Genomic DNA, 18985 nt, shown 5'->3' with positions numbered 1-18985 from the left:
TATCGGGGAATGGCATATAACCACGGGCGTGAGGACAGAAAATGGCGCATCTGGAAAGAAGCCGAGGTTTATCGATGGGCGAGCGACTTCGGCGAATACCTTGAGGGAGTGGCAGACACTGAACAGCAGGCAGAGCCGAACACCGTTGCGGACTTACTGGACGAGATTGAGAACGAGAAGCTGTATCAGGCATTGCTTACAGTGGACAAGCATACCCTTTAGAGGTATCATATCAAATGCTGCAATTCTCAAAGCTGCTATTCATTTTTTAATTTCAAAAACAACTGTCTAATCCATATTTATCCATTACAAAAACATTTCTTCTGTTCCGTGAAACATCTTTTTCGTAATTCCCGCAAACAGCAAACCTGATATACAGGTTAAGCCTCCCAACAGCAGGATAGAGGCAGACACATTCATTACTTCAATGAAAAAACCATTGATTAAATTTCCAGCCGGGGTGGCAATCAACAAAATTGAATTTAAAAATCCAAAGAATCGGCCCTGTATTTCTTTTGGAATATATTTTTTATAAAATATCCCAAACTGTACATTGCTTAATCCGAAAAAGATTCCGGAAATAAAATAAGCTGCGATAAAATAGTAAACCTGATGGAAATGCGCAAATATTCCCATGACAACATTAAAAATCCCCATAAGTGATACAAAAAACATAGAATGATATACGTGAAATTTCTGCAAACCAATCTTTTTCGCCAAAAGGCTTCCAATAATTCCGCCTGCTGGAGAAGCTGCAAATAAAATTCCTGCCAGTGCTTTATTGATTTTATCATTCACCATATACACCTGCATGGAAAGTACCATAGCAGAACCAAGCACATTGATAACAGAGGCGCATAACAGAAAAACAGGAATGGCCTTTCCTGCGGAATGTTTTTTTAACAATTCCTTTTTAATGAAAGAATTTTTTTCTTCTTTTTTCTGAACATTTTGACTGTCAGATTCATAACTGAATCCTGACAGCAGGCACAGAACAATAATTATCACCACAATGTCTGTCAGATAAATGTTTCGATAACTTAACATGGACACAAGCATTCCGGCAATTGCAGGTGACAAAATCTGCAAAACCTGCGTGGTCAGCTGTTGAATATAAACTGCATTCTCTATTTCCTTTTTATCAACAATATGAACAATCAGTGAGCTGGTACTTGGATTAATCACTGAAATACAAAGATAACGAAGTAAAAAAACACCAATAATCAGATATACATTCGTTTCCGGTTCCTGAAACAGTAAAAAAATGAGGAAAACCGAAAGCAATTTCAGAATATTTCCTGATTTAATAATTTTTATCTTATTCATTCTGTCTGAAAAAATTCCGGACACTGGTGATACGAGCACACTGGTCAAGACGATAGATGAATTGTATAAGGATAACATAACTGCTGAGCCTGTAACCTCCATAATCCATAGAGGCATCGCAAACAGTAACACTTTATTCATAATAAAAGATAAATTGTCCGTAAGAAAAATCCGTTTAAAATTATTACTTAACCTTCCGTACTTATGATTCATTCTTCACACACATTCCTGATTACCCTGCAGCATAATCAGCATTCCTTTCCTTACAAATATCATTCAACGTTGAATGATACCAGATCAGGATAAAATTTTATCATACATTTTAAAGGATGGGAACAAAAGAATGTGATTTATTTGTGTTTTGTCATATGGAAACCTTTTCATTTTCAGGAAAATGTGCTATTCTTTATAATTATTGAATAAAACCGCTTCTGACAGCCTGCTCAGGCAGGGTAAAAAGCGGAAAAACACACTGGTTTCAGAATTTTATATTCAGAAAGAAGGGTTATATTTTATGAAGAAAAAACTGATGTTATTACTGTGCACGGTATGTGCGGTGACATTGCTGGGCGGCTGTGGGACAGGAAATAAGAACACAGGCGGGAAAAAAGAAAGCACGGAAAAAACAGAAAAGACAGAGGAAAAGGACGATTCAGAAAAAGAGAAAGCGTCCATAGAATACAATGTGGATGATTATGTGGAACTGGGAGAGTACAAAGGACTGGAAGTAAGCCTTGGCACTTATGAGGTGAAGGATGAGGATGTAAAAAGCCGCATTGAATCCATCCTGACCTCTTATCCGGTGTACGAAGATCTGGATAAGGATACGGTGGAAGACGGAGATTTTGTCAACATTGACTATGAAGGGATCAAAGACGGAGAGGCCTTTAACGGCGGAACCGCAGAAGGCGCCGTACTGGAAATCGGTTCCAACAGTTTTATTGATGGATTTGAAGAGGGGCTGATTGGGAAAAAAGTGGGAGAAAAAACAGACCTTAACCTGACGTTTCCGGAGGATTACCAGAATGAGGAGCTGGCAGGGCAGGAGGTTGTATTCCATGTAACGGTGAATAAGATTGTCAGCAAAACAGATATGATCTATGATCAGATGGATGATGCTTTTGTGGCAGAAAATATGTCCTCCCAGGGGTATAACAATGTGGAAGAATTTGAAAAGGGCGTCAGAGAGCAGATGGAGCAGGACAATGAATCCCGAAAAAAGGTGGAAACTCAGGCGGCAGTTCTTCAGAAACTGAGGGAAGTCTGTAAAGTGAACGGATTCCCGGAGGGACTTCTGGAGCAGAAAATCGAAGAATATATGGAGCGGTTTGAAAACAATATGTCAACCAGTTACGGTATGAAGCTGGAGGATTATCTGCAGGCGACAGGTACCACGGAAGAGGCCTTCAATGAACAGGTGAAACAGCTTATGGCTGAGAGCCTGGAAGGAGATCTGATACTGGAGGCTATTGCCGGAAAGGAACATGTGGAAACAGAAGAAAAAGAATATGAAGCATATAAAAAGAGCGTTGTGGAAGAGTACGGATATGCCAGTGAGGAAGCACTGGTAGAGCAGTATGGTGAAGAATATATCAAAAGTATTTATGAAAATGAGCAGGTATTAAATATGGTAATAGAGCAGGCGAATATTACCTACAGTGAACAGTCCCAGGAGGGAGAAACACCTGCGTCAGACGGGGAAACTCAGGAGGGAGAAACACCTGCGTCAGACGGGGAAACTCAGGAGGGAGAAACACCTGCGTCAGACGGGGAAACTCAGGAGGGAGAAACACCTGCGTCATAGGAGGAATTCCAGGAGGAAGAATCAACAGAAGTAAGACACTTCTGAGGAATAGGTAAAAAAGGAGAAGAGCTATGAAACTGAACATGACAAACATCAGAGATCTCTACCGGAGGAAAGAAGCATTTCTGGAACAGGAGGTAACCATCGGCGGATGGGTGAGAAGTATCCGCAGTTCCAAAAATTTTGGCTTTATTGTAGTAAATGACGGAACTTTTTTTGAACCTCTGCAGGTTGTATATCACGACGGACTTCCTAATTTTGCAGAGGTGGAGAAATTGAATGTGGGGGCGGCCATTATTGTAAAAGGGAAGCTGGTCGCCACACCCCAGGCCAAACAGCCATTTGAAATTCAGGCGGAGGAAGTGCAGGTGGAAGGCCAGTCCACGCCGGATTATCCCCTGCAGAAAAAACGCCACAGTTTTGAATATCTGAGAACCATTTCTCATCTGCGCCCCCGAACCAATACCTTTGAGGCCGTATTCCGGGTGCGTTCGCTGATAGCCTATGCCATCCATAAATTTTTCCAGGAAAGGGATTTCGTGTATGTGCATACGCCGCTGATTACCGGAAGCGACTGTGAAGGAGCAGGAGAGATGTTCCAGGTGACCACGCTGGATTTGAATGATATTCCGAAAGATGAGAACGGAGCTCCGGATTTTACCCAGGACTTTTTCGGCAAGTCCACCAATCTTACGGTAAGCGGCCAGTTAAACGGGGAAACCTATGCCATGGCATTTAAAAATATTTATACCTTCGGCCCCACATTCCGGGCGGAAAATTCAAACACCACCAGACATGCGGCGGAATTCTGGATGATTGAGCCGGAAATTGCTTTTGCAGATCTGGAGGATGATATGGTTCTGGCGGAAAGTATGCTGAAATATATTATCAGTTATGTGCTGGAACATGCGCCGGAAGAAATGCAGTTCTTTAACAGTTTTGTGGACAAGGGGCTGCTGGAGCGCCTGAATCATGTGGTAAATTCTGATTTTGCCCATGTAACTTACACAGAAGCTGTGGAAATTCTGGAGAAAAATAATGAGAATTTTGAATACAAAGTATCCTGGGGCGCAGACTTGCAGACGGAGCATGAGCGGTATCTGACGGAAGAGGTATTTCAGCGTCCGGTATTTGTGACAGATTATCCCAAAGAGATTAAGGCATTTTATATGAAACTGAATCCCGACGGAAAGACCGTTGCGGCAGTGGACTGCCTGGTGCCTGGAATCGGAGAGATTATCGGCGGCAGCCAGAGAGAGGACGACTATGACAGGCTCTGCCAGCGTATGGAAGAACTGGGTCTGAACCAGGAAGATTACGATTTCTATCTGGACTTGCGGAAATACGGTACGGCAAGACATGCAGGCTTCGGCCTTGGATTTGAGCGCTGCGTCATGTATCTGACAGGCATGACAAACATCCGGGATGTGGTACCCTTCCCCAGAACAGTGAAAAACTGTGAACTGTAGGCCCCGGTCTGGCAAATGATAATGGAACTTCGTGTATTACAATACTTATATCAGTCTTCGTATTTATACGGCTATTGCAGATGATGTGAAAGAACGGCTGGAAAGCGGCGCTCTGGATATGGGGCTTTTGCTGGAACCGGTGGAGATTGACAGATACCATTTCCTGCGAATGCCCCTGAAAGAGACATGGGGCGTTTTGCTGCGGAAAGATTCGCCTCTGGCAGAAAAAGAAAGAATTACTCCAAAAGATCTGGCATTCTTCCCATAGGGGAACCCAACGATAATTTTGCACCGTATTTTACAGGCAATCATTCCCGGCATGGAATTTAAAAGTTCATTTTACGGGTAAATTTTTGTTTAGTGAAAAAGAAATGTATCTTGTAATTTAAATTTGCATATGCTATAATGCCAACAGGCAAAGAAATGTGGAGAATTCCATGCAGGCAAAGAACGAATCCCCCGACTGTAGTGGCGTACAGTCGAGGGATTCTTCTTTTCTTTTTATTCTATTAGGAAAGACCTTGTCACGCTAACGTGTGAAAGTATCTTTCCTATAGAATAAAAAAGCTCTTATCGCACTGCGGCGGGTATGAAATCTGTCGCAAAGCGACCCGCCGCAGGCGGAGAATCCTGCAAAGCAGGATTCTTTCTTGTAGTGGTAAAGCGTCCACCAGGATATTTGTTGCTTTTGTCATGCCTGTCTGGACAACATAAGCATTATAACATATCAATTCATATTCTCCTGTTTAATCGTTAATGCGGCAGCTCCTGTTCCATTTTCTCGATGGTATGCAGAAAAGCATCCTGAATGGAAGTGTGTATATCTTCTCCCAGTAAATGTGTGCTGGCTGCAGGAATCATTCCGCCTGCCATGGAGGGATGTCCGCCGCCGCTTCCAAAGGGCCGCAGAACCTGGGAAATCAGGTTCCCCGCATGAATCCGGTTCTGCTCACAGCGCACGGAAAAACGAATGCCGTCTGTCTGCATGGCGTAGATAATTGCAATGTCCACCACATCCAGAGACAGGATAAAATCAGAAATAATGGCAATCAGAGCCTGGGCGCAATTGAAGGGAATATAGGCAAAGCCTGTACCTCCGAAAATCTGTATATTCTGGATGGCTGCTCCATATGCCCGCAAATCATCAAATTCCATGGTGTTGGAATACATACTGGTTACCAGTTCCCATCTGGCATGGGGAAACAGAAAAGACAGCATTTCCGTGTCCAGTGCGGAGGTTCCGCGGGTGAAATCAGCAGTATCCATCTTAATACCGTAAGCCAGGGCAGCAGCACATTCCGGTGAAATGGGAGTGTCTGTATTTTTATAATAAGAAGCAATGATGGAGGCGCAGGCGCCCACTTTCTGAATATCCTGATACAGATAATCATATTGGAAGAAAATGGGATGGTGGTCAATGCACGCCACTTCGTCCCCAATCAGGTCTGTTACGTTACTGTTCATTTTCTGGGAATCCACCAGGACAATCAGGTCATCTTCCTCCATATCAGAAAGCACGTCTTTGGAAAACATGGTAATCCCAAAAGTATCTAACATTTTTTTTGCGCTGAGACGGTCGATTTTCCCGTCGTAACATAAGGTTGCGGGTATCTTGTGATAAGCCAGAAACTGCTGCAGGCCGAAAGCACTGGAAATGGCGTCCGGGTCCGGAAAATTATGAGTCTGTATAAATACAGTGTGATTTCTCAAAATATCTGCTAATTCTAACGGATTCATGGAAAACTCCCTTTCTGAAATATGGTATAATATCAGCCGATATTATACCAGGATTGCAAAGCAATCCCAGGCATGGTTACAGATGCGCACGGGGGCGCGTATAATATCAGCCGATATTATACTATATTTTCTTGAAAAAGTCATTACATTTTGTTATGATTCAAAAGTGAAAGGATGATATCTGAATGGAAAAATGGGTGGTGTCTGCCAAACGGGCGGATTTTAAGAAAATTGCAGAGCGGTTCGGCATTGACCAGGTGACGGCAAGAATTATCAGAAACCGTGAAGTTCTGGGAGAGCAGGCCATAGATGAATATCTTCATGGAACACTGGAACATCTTCATGCTCCGGAGGAAATGAAAGATATGGAGCGGGCAGCAGCCATTTTGCAGGAAAAGTTGCAGAAAAAGAAAAAAATCCGCATATTAGGGGATTATGATATTGACGGAGTGCAGTCGGTATATATTTTGTATTCCGCGCTGCGCCGCTGTCATGCAGAGGTGGATTATGCCATTCCCGACAGGATTGCAGACGGATACGGTCTGAATGAGCGTCTGGTACGCCAGGCAATGGCGGAGGGGGTGGACACGATTCTGACATGTGACAACGGTATTGCGGCCGCAGCAGAGGTGTCCCTGGCAAAAGAACTGGGAATGACTGTCATTCTTACGGATCATCACGAGGTTCCCTATGAGGAATCATCAGATGGGAAAAAGATATATCAGGTTCCGCCGGCAGACGCAGTGGTAAATCCCAAACAGCCGGACTGTCCCTACCCCTTTAAAAATTTGTGCGGCGCGGCTGTGGCTTTCAAGCTGGTACAGGTACTTTACAGAAAATCGGGATATCCCCAGGAAGAAGCAATGGCTTTTCTGGAAAATGCGGCCTTTGCCACCGTAGGAGATGTGATGGAGCTGACCGGGGAAAACAGAATCCTGGTAAAAGAAGGCCTGAACATGCTGAATCATACTAATAATTATGGTATGCGGGCGCTGGCTGCATGTAATCAGATAGAAATGGGAAAAATCAAAGCATATCACATAGGATTCGTGCTGGGGCCCTGTATGAATGCCAGCGGAAGGCTGGACACTGCCAGACGGGCGCTGGAGCTGCTTCTGGCAGACAACCCTCATACGGCGACAGAATATGCCAGGGATTTATATGATTTGAATGCCAGCCGCAAAGAACTGACAGAGCAGGGCGTGGAACAGGCTGTCAGGCTGGTGGAGCAGACCTCCCTGAAACAGGATAAAGTACTGGTGATTTATCTGCCGGACTGCCATGAAAGTCTGGCGGGTATCATTGCGGGGCGGATTCGGGAACGGTATCACCGTCCGGTGTTTGTACTGACCAGAAGCGAGGAAGGAGTCAAAGGCTCCGGACGCTCCATCGAGAGTTATTCCATGTATGAGGAAATGACCAGGTGCAAAGAACTCTTTACCCGGTTCGGAGGCCATCCCATGGCGGCAGGCCTGTCCATGCCGGAGGAACATGTGGAACTGTTCCGCCGGAAGCTGAATGAAACCACTGTTTTGACAGAGGAAGAACTGCGGGGGAAAATTGTCATAGACGTCCCCATGCCTCTGGACTATATTACCAGAGAACTGACTGAAGAACTGAATCTGCTGGAACCTTTCGGGAAAGCCAATGAAAAACCGGTATTTGCAGATAAAAATATACATATCCTGTCTCTGGGCGTGTTCGGGAAGAACCGTAACGTGTGCCGGATGCAGGTGGAAAGCCAGGGCGGAACCAGAATGAATGCAGTCTGTTTCGGACAGACAGAACCCTTCCTGGATTTCCTCAGAGAAAAATACGGACGTCAGGCACTGGAGCAGACCATGGACGGCCAGGACGGCGGAATTCGGGTGTCTTTTCTGTACTATCCGGACATAAACGTATACAATGGACAGGAAACCCTGCAGATAATTGTAAAGAACTACTGTTAGATTCACCATAAAAGTGATATAATATTTGCCATGAGGAGAGGCCCGCAAAGCGGGAGGAGCCCTGATGGCTATAGGAGGACTCCAGAATGCCTGCGAGGAGGGGCCCGCAAAGCGGGAGGAGCCCAGAATGCCTGCGAGGAGGGGCCTGCAAAGCGGGAGGAGCCCGGAATGCCTGCGAGGAAGGGCCCTGACAGAATGAAAAACAAAACAGAGGATACTTTTGGAAGAAAGGGGAAGCCGGATGTTTGGAATAGGAAAAAAACAGGAGGAGCTGGAGCAGGAAGTGCTTGCCAGACAGGAAGAAGCAGATAAATATTTGAAGAAATTATCAGAGGTGACAGATAAAATGCAAGTGGTGCAGAAAGAAACCCGGACAGGAATTGCTGCCATGGAAGAAAAACAGAATGAACTGGACAGCCAGATGGAAAAAGTGCTGGAAACAGTAAAAGAAGCAGCCCAGGAGGCCAGAAAGCAGAATGAAAAGAACCGGGGTCTGCAGAAGCAGATTCAGGTTCTGGCGGACAGAGCGGAAAAAACAGACGGTATGTACCAGAGGTCTCTGGAAGGAATCTGCAGACGGGAACAGGAACTGCTGGAAATGATAAGCCAGGGAAGAAAACTCACCTCCCCGGAAGAAGTTCTGGAGCTGGCGGCAACAGGGATGCGCCAGGAAATGGGCGAGATGGATCAGCGTATTGGTGAAATGGAAGAAATGGAGAAGCAGATGGGCATTCTTTCCCTGAATGCGGCCATTGAAGCAGGAAGACTGGGAGAAGACGGCGTGAAATTTGTGGAAGCGGCGGAAAAAGTACGGGATCTTTCCGGAAAATATCATCAGGCGGCTTCTTTTATGGCTGAGAAAATGAAGCGGATGGAAGAACGGCTGGAAGAAGCGGAAGTGCAGGTAGTTTACCTGACCCAAATCTGGAAAGAACATAATGCACGGCTGGAAAAAGCAGCCGAGGGATTCGGTGTTTACGCTTCCAGGCTGGAAGAATCGGAGACACGTAACCTGGTTTCGGAAATACGCACAGTTACCGGAACGCTGGAGCAGTCCATCAGCGACAGCGAACTGGTGAGCAAACAGTATGATACCGCCCAGGAAGTGGTAAAACAGGCGGGGCAGACCTTTACCAGACAGCAGGAGACACTGGAAAATCTCCGGGGGAAGGCCAGAGAGGTGGAAGAATGGCTCCGGGCTGTGGGAGAGGAAATCAGACAGTGACGGACTGTCAGGAGGTAAGAGATGAAAAAAAGAACATTTCAGTTTCAGTCAGCAGATAAGGCGACCAGGATTCACGGGGTAAAGTGGGAGCCTGAAAATGGTGAAGTGAAAGGAATCCTGCAAATCAGCCATGGCATGATAGAATATGTGGAAAGATATGAAAAATTTGCAGAATTCATGACAGAACAGGGCTTTATGGTGGTGGGAAATGACCATCTGGGCCATGGGAAGTCCGTAAAATCCCAGGAACTGTGGGGATATTTTGCAGATAAGGGCGGCAGCGACATTGTGGTAAAAGATCTGGACCGTCTGCGCAGAATGATTCAGAAAGAACATCCCGGTACGCCTTATTTCATGCTGGGCCACAGTATGGGTTCTTTCCTGTTGCGGAAATATCTGGCGAAATACGGTTGCGGCCTGCAGGGAGCGGTGATTATGGGAACAGGAAACCAGCCCGTTGTTGCGGCTGTGGCCGGGAAAGAAATCTGCCGGGTTCTGGCTCTGTTCCGGGGCTGGCATTACCGTAGCAAACTGGTGGACAAAATGGCTTTTGCCACTTATAACCAGAGATTTCAGAGAGAAAATCGGCCCAATGCCTGGCTGACCAAAGACCGGGAAATTGTGGAAGCCTATAACAGAGAACCCCGCTGTACCTTTCATTTTACATTAAACGGATTTTACAACCTGTTTGACACCATACATTATATCAGCCGGCCGGCCAATATCAATGCCATTCCCCGCAGCCTGCCCCTTTTACTGGTAGCCGGAGAGGACGACCCGGTGGGAAATTACGGTGCAGGTGTAAGAGCAGTGTATGAGAGATATAAAAAGGCAGGCATTACGGATATAACCTGCAGACTCTATCCCACAGACCGCCACGAAATTTTAAATGAGGTGGACCGGGAACAGGTATACGCCGACATTTATGAATGGATACAGGCGAGAATGCAGTAAATATCATGGGCCTTTTGGAAGCATAAAGGTAGCATGCGGCAGGTGCTTTTTAGAGGTACGGAGGCTAAGAAGAAGAGGCAGAATGGAGGGTAACAATGAAAAAGCACAGAAAACAACTGTTGAGTCTGTTACTGGCGCTTGTGACAGTATTCGCAATACCGGCACAGGTGCGGGCGTCTCAGACCGATGAAAAAGAGGTGAGTCCGGGGCCGGAAAATTCCGGCGAGGAGGTACTGGAAGAAGGAAGAAAAGAGGAAGATGTTTCTGACAGGGAATCGGATGTTCTGAATCAGCCGGGCGAAGTTACGGAGCCCATTACCAAAGAAGATAAACCTTATCTTGCGCTGGGGGCAAATCTGACGCCGGAGCAGCAGAGGACGGTTCTGGAACTTCTGGGGGTAAACGAGGCGGAGCTTTCCGAGTATGATGTGATTTACATTACCAACGAAGAAGAACATGAATATCTGGGAGAATATGTGGCGGCCGGCAAGATTGGGACGCGGGCGCTGTCTTCGGTACTGGTGGTAAAGAGAGAAGAAGGAAACGGGATTAATATTACCACCAAAAATATTTCCTACTGTACCATCGGTATGTATAAAAATGCCCTGATTACCGCCGGAATTACCGATGCGGATATTATAGTGGCAGGGCCTGTTCCCATATCAGGGACAGCGGCGCTGGTAGGAGCCATGAAAGCATATTCCGACATGACCGGAGTGAAGGTTTCCGAAGAAAGCATGGATACCGCATTGAACGAACTGGTGCTCACCGGAGATCTGGCAGAGACCGTGGGGGATTCTGAAAAAGCGGAAGAACTTGTTGCATATCTGAAGCAGGAAGTCATTGAAAAGGGCCTGAAATCCGAACAGGAGATAAAGGAAACCATTGCAAAGGCCTGCAGTCAGTTTGATATCAGTCTGACAGAGGAAGAAGTAGCCGAACTGACAGAACTGTTGAAAAAAATCGGCCAGCTTGATTTGGATTTGGACTCCATTAAGAGCCAGGCGGAAGCACTGTATGAGAAGCTCTCTCATATGGATGCGGGAAGCATTTTTGATAAAGTGGCAGATTTCTTCCGTTCTGTTCTGGATTTTTTCAAAGGTCTGTTTTCCTGAAAATCTGATTTTCAGGAATTTTCAGAATATGAATTATTATGTGTGTTTCCGCTCCGTGAAATGTGTTTTCTCGGAGCGGAAAGTTATTACTGCACAATCTGTTTACGCGCAGAAAATGCGCATAATTATCTTTTTATTTTCCTGACAGCAGAAGTTAAGAATTTTCAGGATTCTGCGGTTTTGATTTTCTTATTTTTTTCATAAAAGAAAAAATTTTTTCTATCTGATGAGGATACGGGCTGGCTCCGTGGACTTTGAGCCGGTTTTCCTCACTGAATCCCACCAGAATATCGTGATTTGCCTCCGCCAGGTAGTCCATGATACCGTCTATATCGGATTTCATATTTTTGGGGCACTGGAAATACAAATGCTTTCTGGCGGTAACATGCAGCGTATAGGAAATGCTGAAGTGATGCCACAGAATCTTATGGAGGGTAGAATGCTTGTAAATCCACAGCATTTCCTGTATGGGAATAACAGCGGCGCCGTAATTGGCCAGTACAATAAAATAATGTTCCGTAATAAACATGTCTTCGGTGGCAAGCTGGGGCAGCGTGGCAAGCTCTGTTTCCGCCTGGGCAAGGAGTTCCCCCGGTTTGCCGAAACGGCCCAGCTGCCGGCAGGCAGGGGCAAACACCGGGAACCGGATATAGAGAAGATCCAGGAGAATGCGAAAGAGGGTATAGGCTCCTGTGGAAAAGCAGACCAGTACCAGAACCGCACCTGGAATAAGACCAAAAGCAGGTTCACTGATAAAACAGGAATTTACTTTTTCCTTTATCCCTTTTTCTGTCCAGTTTAAGTCTTTGGCCAGGTGCTCCAGCAATGTATGGAAATCCGGAGTTCCTTCCATCACTCTGCCGCGGATGTGAACGGACTCTATAAAGGGAAGCCCTTCCTCACAGGTGGACGGGGACAGCAGGACGATGGTGCACCGGCCATTCCTCATGCAGTAATAATAATAACTGGAAGTACGGCCCAGAAAACTTCCGGTATATCCGGTGAAATACAGGTCGGACAGCGTTGTTTCCACATAAGAGGAATGGTGGTCCGTATATATATTTAAATCGTCCGCAGCGGCCAGTGTCCGGGGAAACAGGATATTGTACATGGGAAAGGCCAGCCACAGAATGATGAGAAGAATCAGGTAGAGAACCGGAGAGACCAGACGCCTGGCATATACCCGGCGGATGTGTCCGGAGATGTAATTATTTTCACTCATAAAGGCTCCTTGCAAAACGTGATTGTTTTTACTATAATAAAAACAGTATACATTTTCTGAAATAAATAATCAAGAAAAAGCATTCAGAATGTCAGGGCTGATTTCCCTGGCGCCGGATGGGAGGCTGGAATGGAAGCATATACAGGATTTGCCCAGGTATACGATATGTTTATGGACGATGTGCCCTATGAAGCATGGAGCAGGTATCTGACCGGTCTGCTGAAAGAGTACGGGGTGGAAGAAGGACTGGTGCTGGAACTTGGCTGCGGTACCGGGAATATGACCAGGCTTCTGTCTGAGGCAGGTTATGATATGATAGGCGTGGACAATTCGGAGGAAATGCTCCGAATTGCAGGGGAGGCCGCAGGCTCCGGAGACGGAATGGGAAAGGAGCCGGATATTCTGTATCTTTTGCAGGATATGCGGGAATTTGAGCTGTATGGAACGGTGAAAGCCGTGGTAAGCGTCTGTGATTCTCTGAATTATATTCTGGAGGAAGAAGAACTTCTGAAGGTATTTCATCTGGTCAATAATTATCTCGACCCAGGAGGGATTTTTATTTTTGATTTGAATACCCCGTACAAATACCGGGAATTATTAGGGGAAACGACAATTTGTGAAAACCGGGAAGAAGGCAGCTTTATCTGGGAAAATTTTTATGATGAAGAAACCGGGCTGAATCAGTATGATATGACATTTTTTATCCGGGAGGAGGACATGCGCTACCGCAAATACGAAGAAACCCATGTGCAGCGGGGGTATGAGGCAGCCCGGATTAAGGAATTGCTGGAGCAGGCGGGGATGGAATTCTTGGCCATGTTCGACGCATTTACCAGAGAACCGGTCAGGGAAACCAGCGAGCGGATTTACGTGATTGCAGGGGAAAGAGGAAAACAGAGATTTACGTGATTGCAGGGGAAAGAGGAAAACAGAGATTTACGCGATTGCAGGGGAAAGAGAAAAACAGAGATTTACGTGATTGCAAGGGAGAACGAAAATGAAAGATTACATGGTGAGAGCAACAGCGGCAGAGAATCAGATACGGGCATTTGCCATAACTTCCAGAGATTTGGTGGAGCAGGCCAGGGTTTATCACAATACGAGCCCTGTTATTACCGCGGCCCTGGGAAGGCTTCTGACGGGAGGAGCCATGATGGGGGCTATGATGAAGGGAGAGCAGGATTTGCTCACATTGCAGATAAAGTGCGCAGGTGCGGCAAAGGGAATGACCGTTACAGCAGACAGCCGGGGCCATGTAAAAGGCTGTCCGCAGGTACCGGACGTAATGCTTCCTCCCAATGAAAAGGGGAAACTGGATGTGGGAGGCGCTCTCGGCCCCGGAATCTTAAGTGTGATAAAAGACATGGGACTGAAAGAGCCTTATGTGGGACAGGTGGCGCTGCAGACCTCAGAAATTGCGGAAGACCTCACGTATTATTTTGCCACTTCCGAGCAGGTGCCTTCTGCTGTGGGACTGGGCGTGCTGATGAATAAGGATAACACGGTCCGGCAGGCCGGGGGATTTATCATCCAGCTTATGCCCTTTACCGACGAAGCGGTAATTGCCGCACTGGAAAAAAAGGTGGCCGAAGTGACGTCCGTAACTGATTTGCTGGAACAGGGAGCAACTCCGGAGAAGCTGCTGGAGCAGGTGCTGGGAGAGTTCCATCCGGAAATCACGGAAACCATACCTGTGGAATATCACTGCGACTGTTCCAGAGAGCGGGTGACGAAGGCCCTTATCAGCATTGGTGTGCAGGATATTCAGGAAATGATAGAAGATGGCGAGCCCATTGAGGTGAACTGCCAGTTCTGTGATAAACACTATATTTTTACCCCGGAAGATTTGAAAGGATTACTGGAATCTTCAGAAAGGAGCAGCCAGTGAGAGACGGATTTATAAAAGTGGCGGCGGTAACCCCCGGAATCCGGGTGGCAGATCCCCTGTATAACAGACAGGCCATTATCGGGAAAATAGAAGAAGCAGAAGAACAGAGAGCAGCGGTGGTGGTGTTTCCGGAACTTTGCATTACCGGATATACCTGCGGGGATTTATTTCTGATGGAGCCTCTGTTAAAGCAGGGCAGACAGGTGCTTCTGGATATTGCGGCGGAAACCAACGGGAAAAATATGCTGGTATTTGTGGGGCTGCCCTTTGCCTGGAAGGGCAGGCTGTACAATGTGGCGGCGGCTCTGGGAAACGGGAATGTACTGGGGCTGGTGCCCAAAACCTGTATTCCCAATTACAATGAATTTTATGAGGGACGTTACTTTACACCGGGCATGGAGCAGGCGGAAGAAGTGGTTCTGGAGGGAGAACGGAAGGTTCCCATGGGCAGCCGCCTTCTGTTTTGCGCCGATAATATTCCGGAATTAAAGATTGGCGTGGAAATCTGTGAAGATTTGTGGACGCCTGCTCCGCCCAGTATTTCTCACGGGCTGGCAGGTGCAAATCTGATGGTAAATCTGTCTGCCAGCGATGAGATTACGGGAAAGGACCGTTACCGGAAAAGCCTTGTGGAAGGCCAGTCCGCAAGGCTGATTTGCGGCTATGTCTATGCCAGTGCCGGTGAGGGAGAATCCACGCAGGACGTGGTATATTCCGGCCATAATATGATTGCGGAAAACGGAGTAATGCTGGCAGAGGCACAGAGGTTTGCCAACCAGTCTGTCTACGGGGAAATTGATATACAGAAGCTGAACGGACAGCGGCGCAAAATGTCCACTTTTATGGGAGAGGCAGAAGATTATCTGGAAATTCCCTTCCATCTGAAGAAAGAAAAGACGGAACTTACCCGTTTTGTGGATCCGGCTCCTTTTGTACCGGGAAAAGCAGAGGAACGTAAGAAACGGTGCGAGGAAATCCTGCTGATTCAGTCCATGGGCCTGAAAAAGCGGCTGGAGCATACAGGATGCCGCCATGGGGTGATAGGGATTTCCGGCGGGCTGGATTCCACACTGGCATTGCTGGTGACTGTCAGGGCTTTTGATTTGCTGGGACTGGAGCGGAAAGGCATTCATGCGGTGACCATGCCGGGGTTTGGAACCACCGACAGAACCTATGACAATGCGGTGAATTTAATCCGGTGTCTGGGTACCGATTTTCGGGAAGTGGACATCAGAGAAGCGGTACGGGTGCATTTTAAGGATATTTCCCACGAGGAAACAAATCACGACGTAACCTACGAGAACGGGCAGGCCAGGGAACGGACTCAGATTCTTATGGATATTGCCAACAAGGAGAACGGTATGGTAATCGGTACCGGGGATATGTCGGAGCTGGCCCTGGGCTGGGCCACCTACAACGGGGATCATATGTCCATGTACGGAGTAAATGCTTCCGTTCCAAAGACACTGGTACGCCATCTGGTGCGGTATTATGCGGATACCTGCGGTGACAGCAGACTGGAACAGATTCTTCTGGATGTGCTGGATACTCCGGTAAGCCCGGAACTGCTGCCTCCGGAGGACGGAAAGATTTCCCAGAAAACCGAGGACATTGTGGGGCCTTATGAACTTCATGATTTCTTCTTATATTATATGCTCCGCTGCGGTTTCGGGCCGGGAAAAATCTTTCGTCTGGCGGTATATGCCTTTGAAGACAGGTATGCGGAAGATGTGATTTTAAAATGGCTGAAAGTCTTTGTCAGAAGATTTTTCTCCCAGCAGTTCAAACGTTCCTGTCTGCCCGACGGGCCGAAAGTGGGAACGGTGGCAGTTTCTCCCCGCGGTGACCTGCGGATGCCCAGCGACGCCAGCAGCGCCCTCTGGCTGGCGGAAATCGAGGCCCTGGAATCTGAACAGTGTTTATAATCTTTTTATAAAATCTTTCTGTTTTATTCATTGCAATTGCCGGTGGAAGGTTTAGAATATATTTTATAGTTCAGCCATCAGCGGCATTATGAGCGAATCATGCTGGCATGGACGAGCTCGTAATGGTGCTGATGAGCGGAGCGCCCCTTAAGCCTCAGACAGGGAGCTGCGTTAGCAGCGGCGTCTGCCTGGCAGGCGGTCTGTGGCCAGTCAGTGGGGCGCGGGCTGAACTGTTACCGAACCTGACATTTTCTGAATCTTATGGAAAGGACAGTATGTTTGGATATATTATTGTAAACAAACCGGAAATGAAATTTAAGGAATTTGATTTGTACCAGTCCTATTACTGCGGCCTGTGCAGGATTCTTAAAGAACAGTCCGGCAGGCGGGGCCAGCTTACTTTAAGCTACGATATGACCTTTCTGGTGCTGCTGCTTACCAGCCTGTACGAGCCTGAGACACAGGTAAGCTGCCGGAAATGTGCGGTCCACCCTTTTGAAAAACATCCCGCCAGAGTGAATCAGTTTACCCGGTACGGAGCAGATATGAATCTTCTGCTGTCTTATTATAAATGCCTGGATGACTGGGAAGACGAACATAAGGTGAGCAGGAAAATGATGGCCTTTTCCCTGAAAAAGAAGTGCAAAAGGATTGGGGAAATGTATCCGGAGAAGGCTTCTGTATTTCAGGACAGCCTGGAACAGCTTCGTCGGTGCGAGAAGGAAAACAGCAGGAATCCGGATGAAGTGTCAGGATATTTCGGCAGGATTATGGAAGAAGTGTTTGTCTGGCGCAAAGATGAATGGGAGGCAGATTTGCGGCGGATGGGTTTTTTTCTGGGAAAATTTATTTACCTGATGGACGCTTATGAAGATGTGGAGAAAGACAGAAAGACCGGGAACTATAATCTGTTTTTGCAGGAGTTGGAGACGGAAGGATTTGAACGGAGGGCGGAAGCCGTTTTAAGTATGATGATGGCGGAATGCTCCAGGGCATTTGAGCGTCTTCCCATTGTAGAGAATACGGAAATTTTGAGAAATATTTTATATTCCGGCGTCTGGTGTCGGTACGAATATGTGAAGAAGAACAGGGAGAGGAAGGTAACAGATGTATGATCCATATGCGGTGCTTGGGCTGAACCGGAATGCCACCGATGAAGAAATCAAAAAGGCATACCGTTCTCTGAGCAGGAAATATCATCCCGATGCCAATGTGAACAATCCCGATAAGGAACAGGCAGAAGAGAAGTTTAAGGAAATACAGCAGGCTTATCAGCAGATTATACAGGAAAAGGAACGGGGAACAGCAGGCGGCTACGGTCAGGGAAATCCTGGTGGACAGGGTCAGGGCAGCTACTGGGATTTTGGAGATTTTTTCGGCGGTTTCGGTGGCTTTGGCGGTTTCGGCGGTTTCGGCGGTTCTCAGGGACAGAGCAGAACAGCAGGCGGCAGTGAAGAAAGCACATATCAGCAGGCGGCCTCTAACTATATCCGCAGCGGCCATTACAGAGAGGCTCTGAATGTGCTGAACAGTATGAAGGACAGGGACGCCTGCTGGTATTATCTCAGTGCCATTGCCAATTCCGGCACAGGAAATAATGTGGCTGCTCTGGAGGCGGCCCGGCAGGCTGCAGCCATGGAGCCTGGAAATCAGGAATACCAGCAGTTGTACGGGCAGCTTCAGAATGGAGGAAGCTGGTACTATGACAGGCGGCAGAGTTACGGAAATCCCATTGTGGGAAGCGGGGATTTCTGCATGAAGCTATGTCTGGCAAATCTGGCATGTAATTTCTGCTGCGGCGGAGGCGGTCTTTGCTGCGGCGGAGTACCCTGGTGTTAAGGAAGGTGGAAGGACATGGATTATATGGTGGTTTATTCCAGTAAGACCGGTAATACGAAAAAAATAGCCACGGAAATTTTCAGTGCACTTCCGGGAATGTCCAAAGATATGCAGAGTATGGAGGAATACAGAGGAAAGGATGCGGAGATATTTTTCATTGGATTCTGGGTAAACCGGGGAACCTGCGATATCTCCGTTATTGACATGCTGTCTGAGCTTCACGGGAAAAAAGTTGCATTGTTCGGCACCTGCGGCATGGGCAGAGAGACGGCCTATTTTAAGACCATAGAGCAGAAAGTAAATGTCTGGATTCCCGATGACTGCGAATATCTTGGAACCTTTCTCTGTCAGGGGAAAATGCCCATGCAGGTGCGGGAGAATTACGAGATTCCCATGGAAGACCCGGAACAGGAAATCCGGAGGAAGAAAATGCTCCGGAATTTTGACGAAGGGCTGTTTCACCCCAATGAGGAAGATTTAAAGCAGGCCAGGGAATTTGTGGAACAGGTGCTGAGGAAGTGTTGTTGAGAGA

The 18985-nt window shown here is 47.1% G+C and carries 16 protein-coding genes and 1 pseudogene; 14 read left to right on the top strand and 3 right to left on the bottom strand.

The window, feature by feature from the left end:
- Positions 1 to 9: 9 nt before the first annotated feature.
- A pseudogene (locus VSQ32_12490) lies at positions 10 to 219 on the top strand (sigma-70 family RNA polymerase sigma factor).
- Positions 220 to 306: 87 nt separating this feature from the next.
- Here the strand turns inward: VSQ32_12490 and VSQ32_12485 are convergent.
- Positions 307 to 1539, bottom strand: a complete 1233-nt coding sequence (locus tag VSQ32_12485; GenBank protein MEH2943661.1) for an MFS transporter — start codon at positions 1537 to 1539, stop codon at positions 307 to 309.
- Between the two features lie 301 nt (positions 1540 to 1840).
- Between VSQ32_12485 and tig the strand changes: the two genes are divergently transcribed.
- The 3 genes from tig to VSQ32_12470 all read left to right on the top strand — a co-directional run bounded on the left by tig (position 1841) and on the right by VSQ32_12470 (position 4867).
- A complete protein-coding gene (gene tig, locus VSQ32_12480; GenBank protein MEH2943660.1) occupies positions 1841 to 3130 on the top strand; it encodes a trigger factor in 1290 nt (429 codons plus the stop codon).
- 77 nt (positions 3131 to 3207) lie between these two features.
- Entirely contained in the window at positions 3208 to 4599 is a 1392-nt protein-coding gene (gene asnS / locus VSQ32_12475) for an asparagine--tRNA ligase (GenBank protein ID MEH2943659.1), read from the top strand.
- A gap of 31 nt (positions 4600 to 4630) precedes the next feature.
- Positions 4631 to 4867, top strand: coding sequence for a LysR family transcriptional regulator substrate-binding protein (locus VSQ32_12470; protein ID MEH2943658.1), 237 nt, complete (start codon positions 4631 to 4633; stop codon positions 4865 to 4867).
- 485 nt (positions 4868 to 5352) lie between these two features.
- Here VSQ32_12470 and VSQ32_12465 read toward each other — a convergent pair whose 3' ends face one another.
- Entirely contained in the window at positions 5353 to 6336 is a 984-nt protein-coding gene (locus VSQ32_12465) for a DHH family phosphoesterase (protein MEH2943657.1), read from the bottom strand.
- Positions 6337 to 6521: 185 nt separating this feature from the next.
- Between VSQ32_12465 and recJ the strand changes: the two genes are divergently transcribed.
- From recJ to VSQ32_12445, 4 genes are all read left to right on the top strand, one after another.
- Positions 6522 to 8285, top strand: coding sequence for a single-stranded-DNA-specific exonuclease RecJ (gene recJ / locus VSQ32_12460; GenBank protein ID MEH2943656.1), 1764 nt, complete (start codon positions 6522 to 6524; stop codon positions 8283 to 8285).
- A 241-nt stretch (positions 8286 to 8526) separates the two neighbouring features.
- Positions 8527 to 9510 (top strand): hypothetical protein, encoded by a 984-nt coding sequence (locus tag VSQ32_12455; GenBank protein ID MEH2943655.1) that lies wholly within the window; start codon positions 8527 to 8529, stop codon positions 9508 to 9510.
- A 21-nt stretch (positions 9511 to 9531) separates the two neighbouring features.
- The gene (locus tag VSQ32_12450) at positions 9532 to 10464 is read left to right on the top strand and encodes an alpha/beta fold hydrolase (protein ID MEH2943654.1); all 933 of its coding nucleotides are present in this window, start codon (positions 9532 to 9534) and stop codon (positions 10462 to 10464) included.
- 95 nt (positions 10465 to 10559) lie between these two features.
- Entirely contained in the window at positions 10560 to 11579 is a 1020-nt protein-coding gene (locus tag VSQ32_12445; protein MEH2943653.1) for a DUF1002 domain-containing protein, read from the top strand.
- A 154-nt stretch (positions 11580 to 11733) separates the two neighbouring features.
- On the opposite strand, the gene VSQ32_12440 is transcribed toward VSQ32_12445, so the two are convergent.
- On the bottom strand, positions 11734 to 12801 hold the full coding sequence (locus VSQ32_12440) for a hypothetical protein (GenBank protein MEH2943652.1): 1068 nt from the start codon (positions 12799 to 12801) through the stop codon (positions 11734 to 11736).
- 129 nt (positions 12802 to 12930) lie between these two features.
- Between VSQ32_12440 and VSQ32_12435 the strand changes: the two genes are divergently transcribed.
- From VSQ32_12435 to VSQ32_12410, 6 genes are all read left to right on the top strand, one after another.
- A complete protein-coding gene (locus VSQ32_12435; GenBank protein MEH2943651.1) occupies positions 12931 to 13710 on the top strand; it encodes a class I SAM-dependent methyltransferase in 780 nt (259 codons plus the stop codon).
- 88 nt (positions 13711 to 13798) lie between these two features.
- Positions 13799 to 14689, top strand: a complete 891-nt coding sequence (gene hslO, locus VSQ32_12430) for an Hsp33 family molecular chaperone HslO (GenBank protein ID MEH2943650.1) — start codon at positions 13799 to 13801, stop codon at positions 14687 to 14689.
- Positions 14686 to 16614, top strand: coding sequence for an NAD(+) synthase (locus VSQ32_12425; protein MEH2943649.1), 1929 nt, complete (start codon positions 14686 to 14688; stop codon positions 16612 to 16614). The genes hslO and VSQ32_12425 overlap by 4 nt, the downstream gene beginning before the upstream one ends.
- A 107-nt stretch (positions 16615 to 16721) precedes the next feature.
- Positions 16722 to 17729 carry a DUF5685 family protein gene (locus tag VSQ32_12420; protein ID MEH2943648.1) on the top strand — a complete coding sequence of 336 codons (1008 nt, stop codon included), beginning with the start codon at positions 16722 to 16724 and terminating at the stop codon, positions 17727 to 17729.
- A complete protein-coding gene (locus tag VSQ32_12415) occupies positions 17722 to 18453 on the top strand; it encodes a J domain-containing protein (protein ID MEH2943647.1) in 732 nt (243 codons plus the stop codon). Before VSQ32_12420 ends, VSQ32_12415 begins: the two co-directional genes overlap by 8 nt.
- Positions 18454 to 18468: 15 nt before the next feature.
- Complete coding sequence (locus tag VSQ32_12410) at positions 18469 to 18981, top strand: flavodoxin family protein (protein ID MEH2943646.1); 513 nt, start codon at positions 18469 to 18471, stop codon at positions 18979 to 18981.
- The last annotated feature ends 4 nt before the right edge of the window (positions 18982 to 18985 follow it).

Source organism: Lachnospiraceae bacterium JLR.KK002 (assembly GCA_036941025.1).
GTDB lineage: Bacteria > Bacillota > Clostridia > Lachnospirales > Lachnospiraceae > Petralouisia.
This window is presented reverse-complemented; position numbering and strand designations above follow the sequence as displayed.

Excerpts from the sequence above, each read along its gene's own strand:
- VSQ32_12445 (MEH2943653.1), top strand. The coding sequence starts at position 10,560 with ATGAAAAAGCACAGAAAACAACTGTTGAGTCTGTTACTGGCGCTTGTG.
- VSQ32_12410 (MEH2943646.1), top strand. The coding sequence starts at position 18,469 with ATGGATTATATGGTGGTTTATTCCAGTAAGACCGGTAATACGAAAAAA.
- VSQ32_12440 (MEH2943652.1), bottom strand. The coding sequence starts at position 12,801 with ATGAGTGAAAATAATTACATCTCCGGACACATCCGCCGGGTATATGCC.
- VSQ32_12485 (MEH2943661.1), bottom strand. The coding sequence starts at position 1,539 with ATGAATCATAAGTACGGAAGGTTAAGTAATAATTTTAAACGGATTTTT.
- VSQ32_12435 (MEH2943651.1), top strand. The coding sequence starts at position 12,931 with ATGGAAGCATATACAGGATTTGCCCAGGTATACGATATGTTTATGGAC.
- tig (MEH2943660.1), top strand. The coding sequence starts at position 1,841 with ATGAAGAAAAAACTGATGTTATTACTGTGCACGGTATGTGCGGTGACA.
- hslO (MEH2943650.1), top strand. The coding sequence starts at position 13,799 with ATGAAAGATTACATGGTGAGAGCAACAGCGGCAGAGAATCAGATACGG.
- VSQ32_12415 (MEH2943647.1), top strand. The coding sequence starts at position 17,722 with ATGTATGATCCATATGCGGTGCTTGGGCTGAACCGGAATGCCACCGAT.
- recJ (MEH2943656.1), top strand. The coding sequence starts at position 6,522 with ATGGAAAAATGGGTGGTGTCTGCCAAACGGGCGGATTTTAAGAAAATT.
- VSQ32_12450 (MEH2943654.1), top strand. The coding sequence starts at position 9,532 with ATGAAAAAAAGAACATTTCAGTTTCAGTCAGCAGATAAGGCGACCAGG.
- VSQ32_12420 (MEH2943648.1), top strand. The coding sequence starts at position 16,722 with ATGGACGAGCTCGTAATGGTGCTGATGAGCGGAGCGCCCCTTAAGCCT.
- VSQ32_12455 (MEH2943655.1), top strand. The coding sequence starts at position 8,527 with ATGTTTGGAATAGGAAAAAAACAGGAGGAGCTGGAGCAGGAAGTGCTT.
- VSQ32_12465 (MEH2943657.1), bottom strand. The coding sequence starts at position 6,336 with ATGAATCCGTTAGAATTAGCAGATATTTTGAGAAATCACACTGTATTT.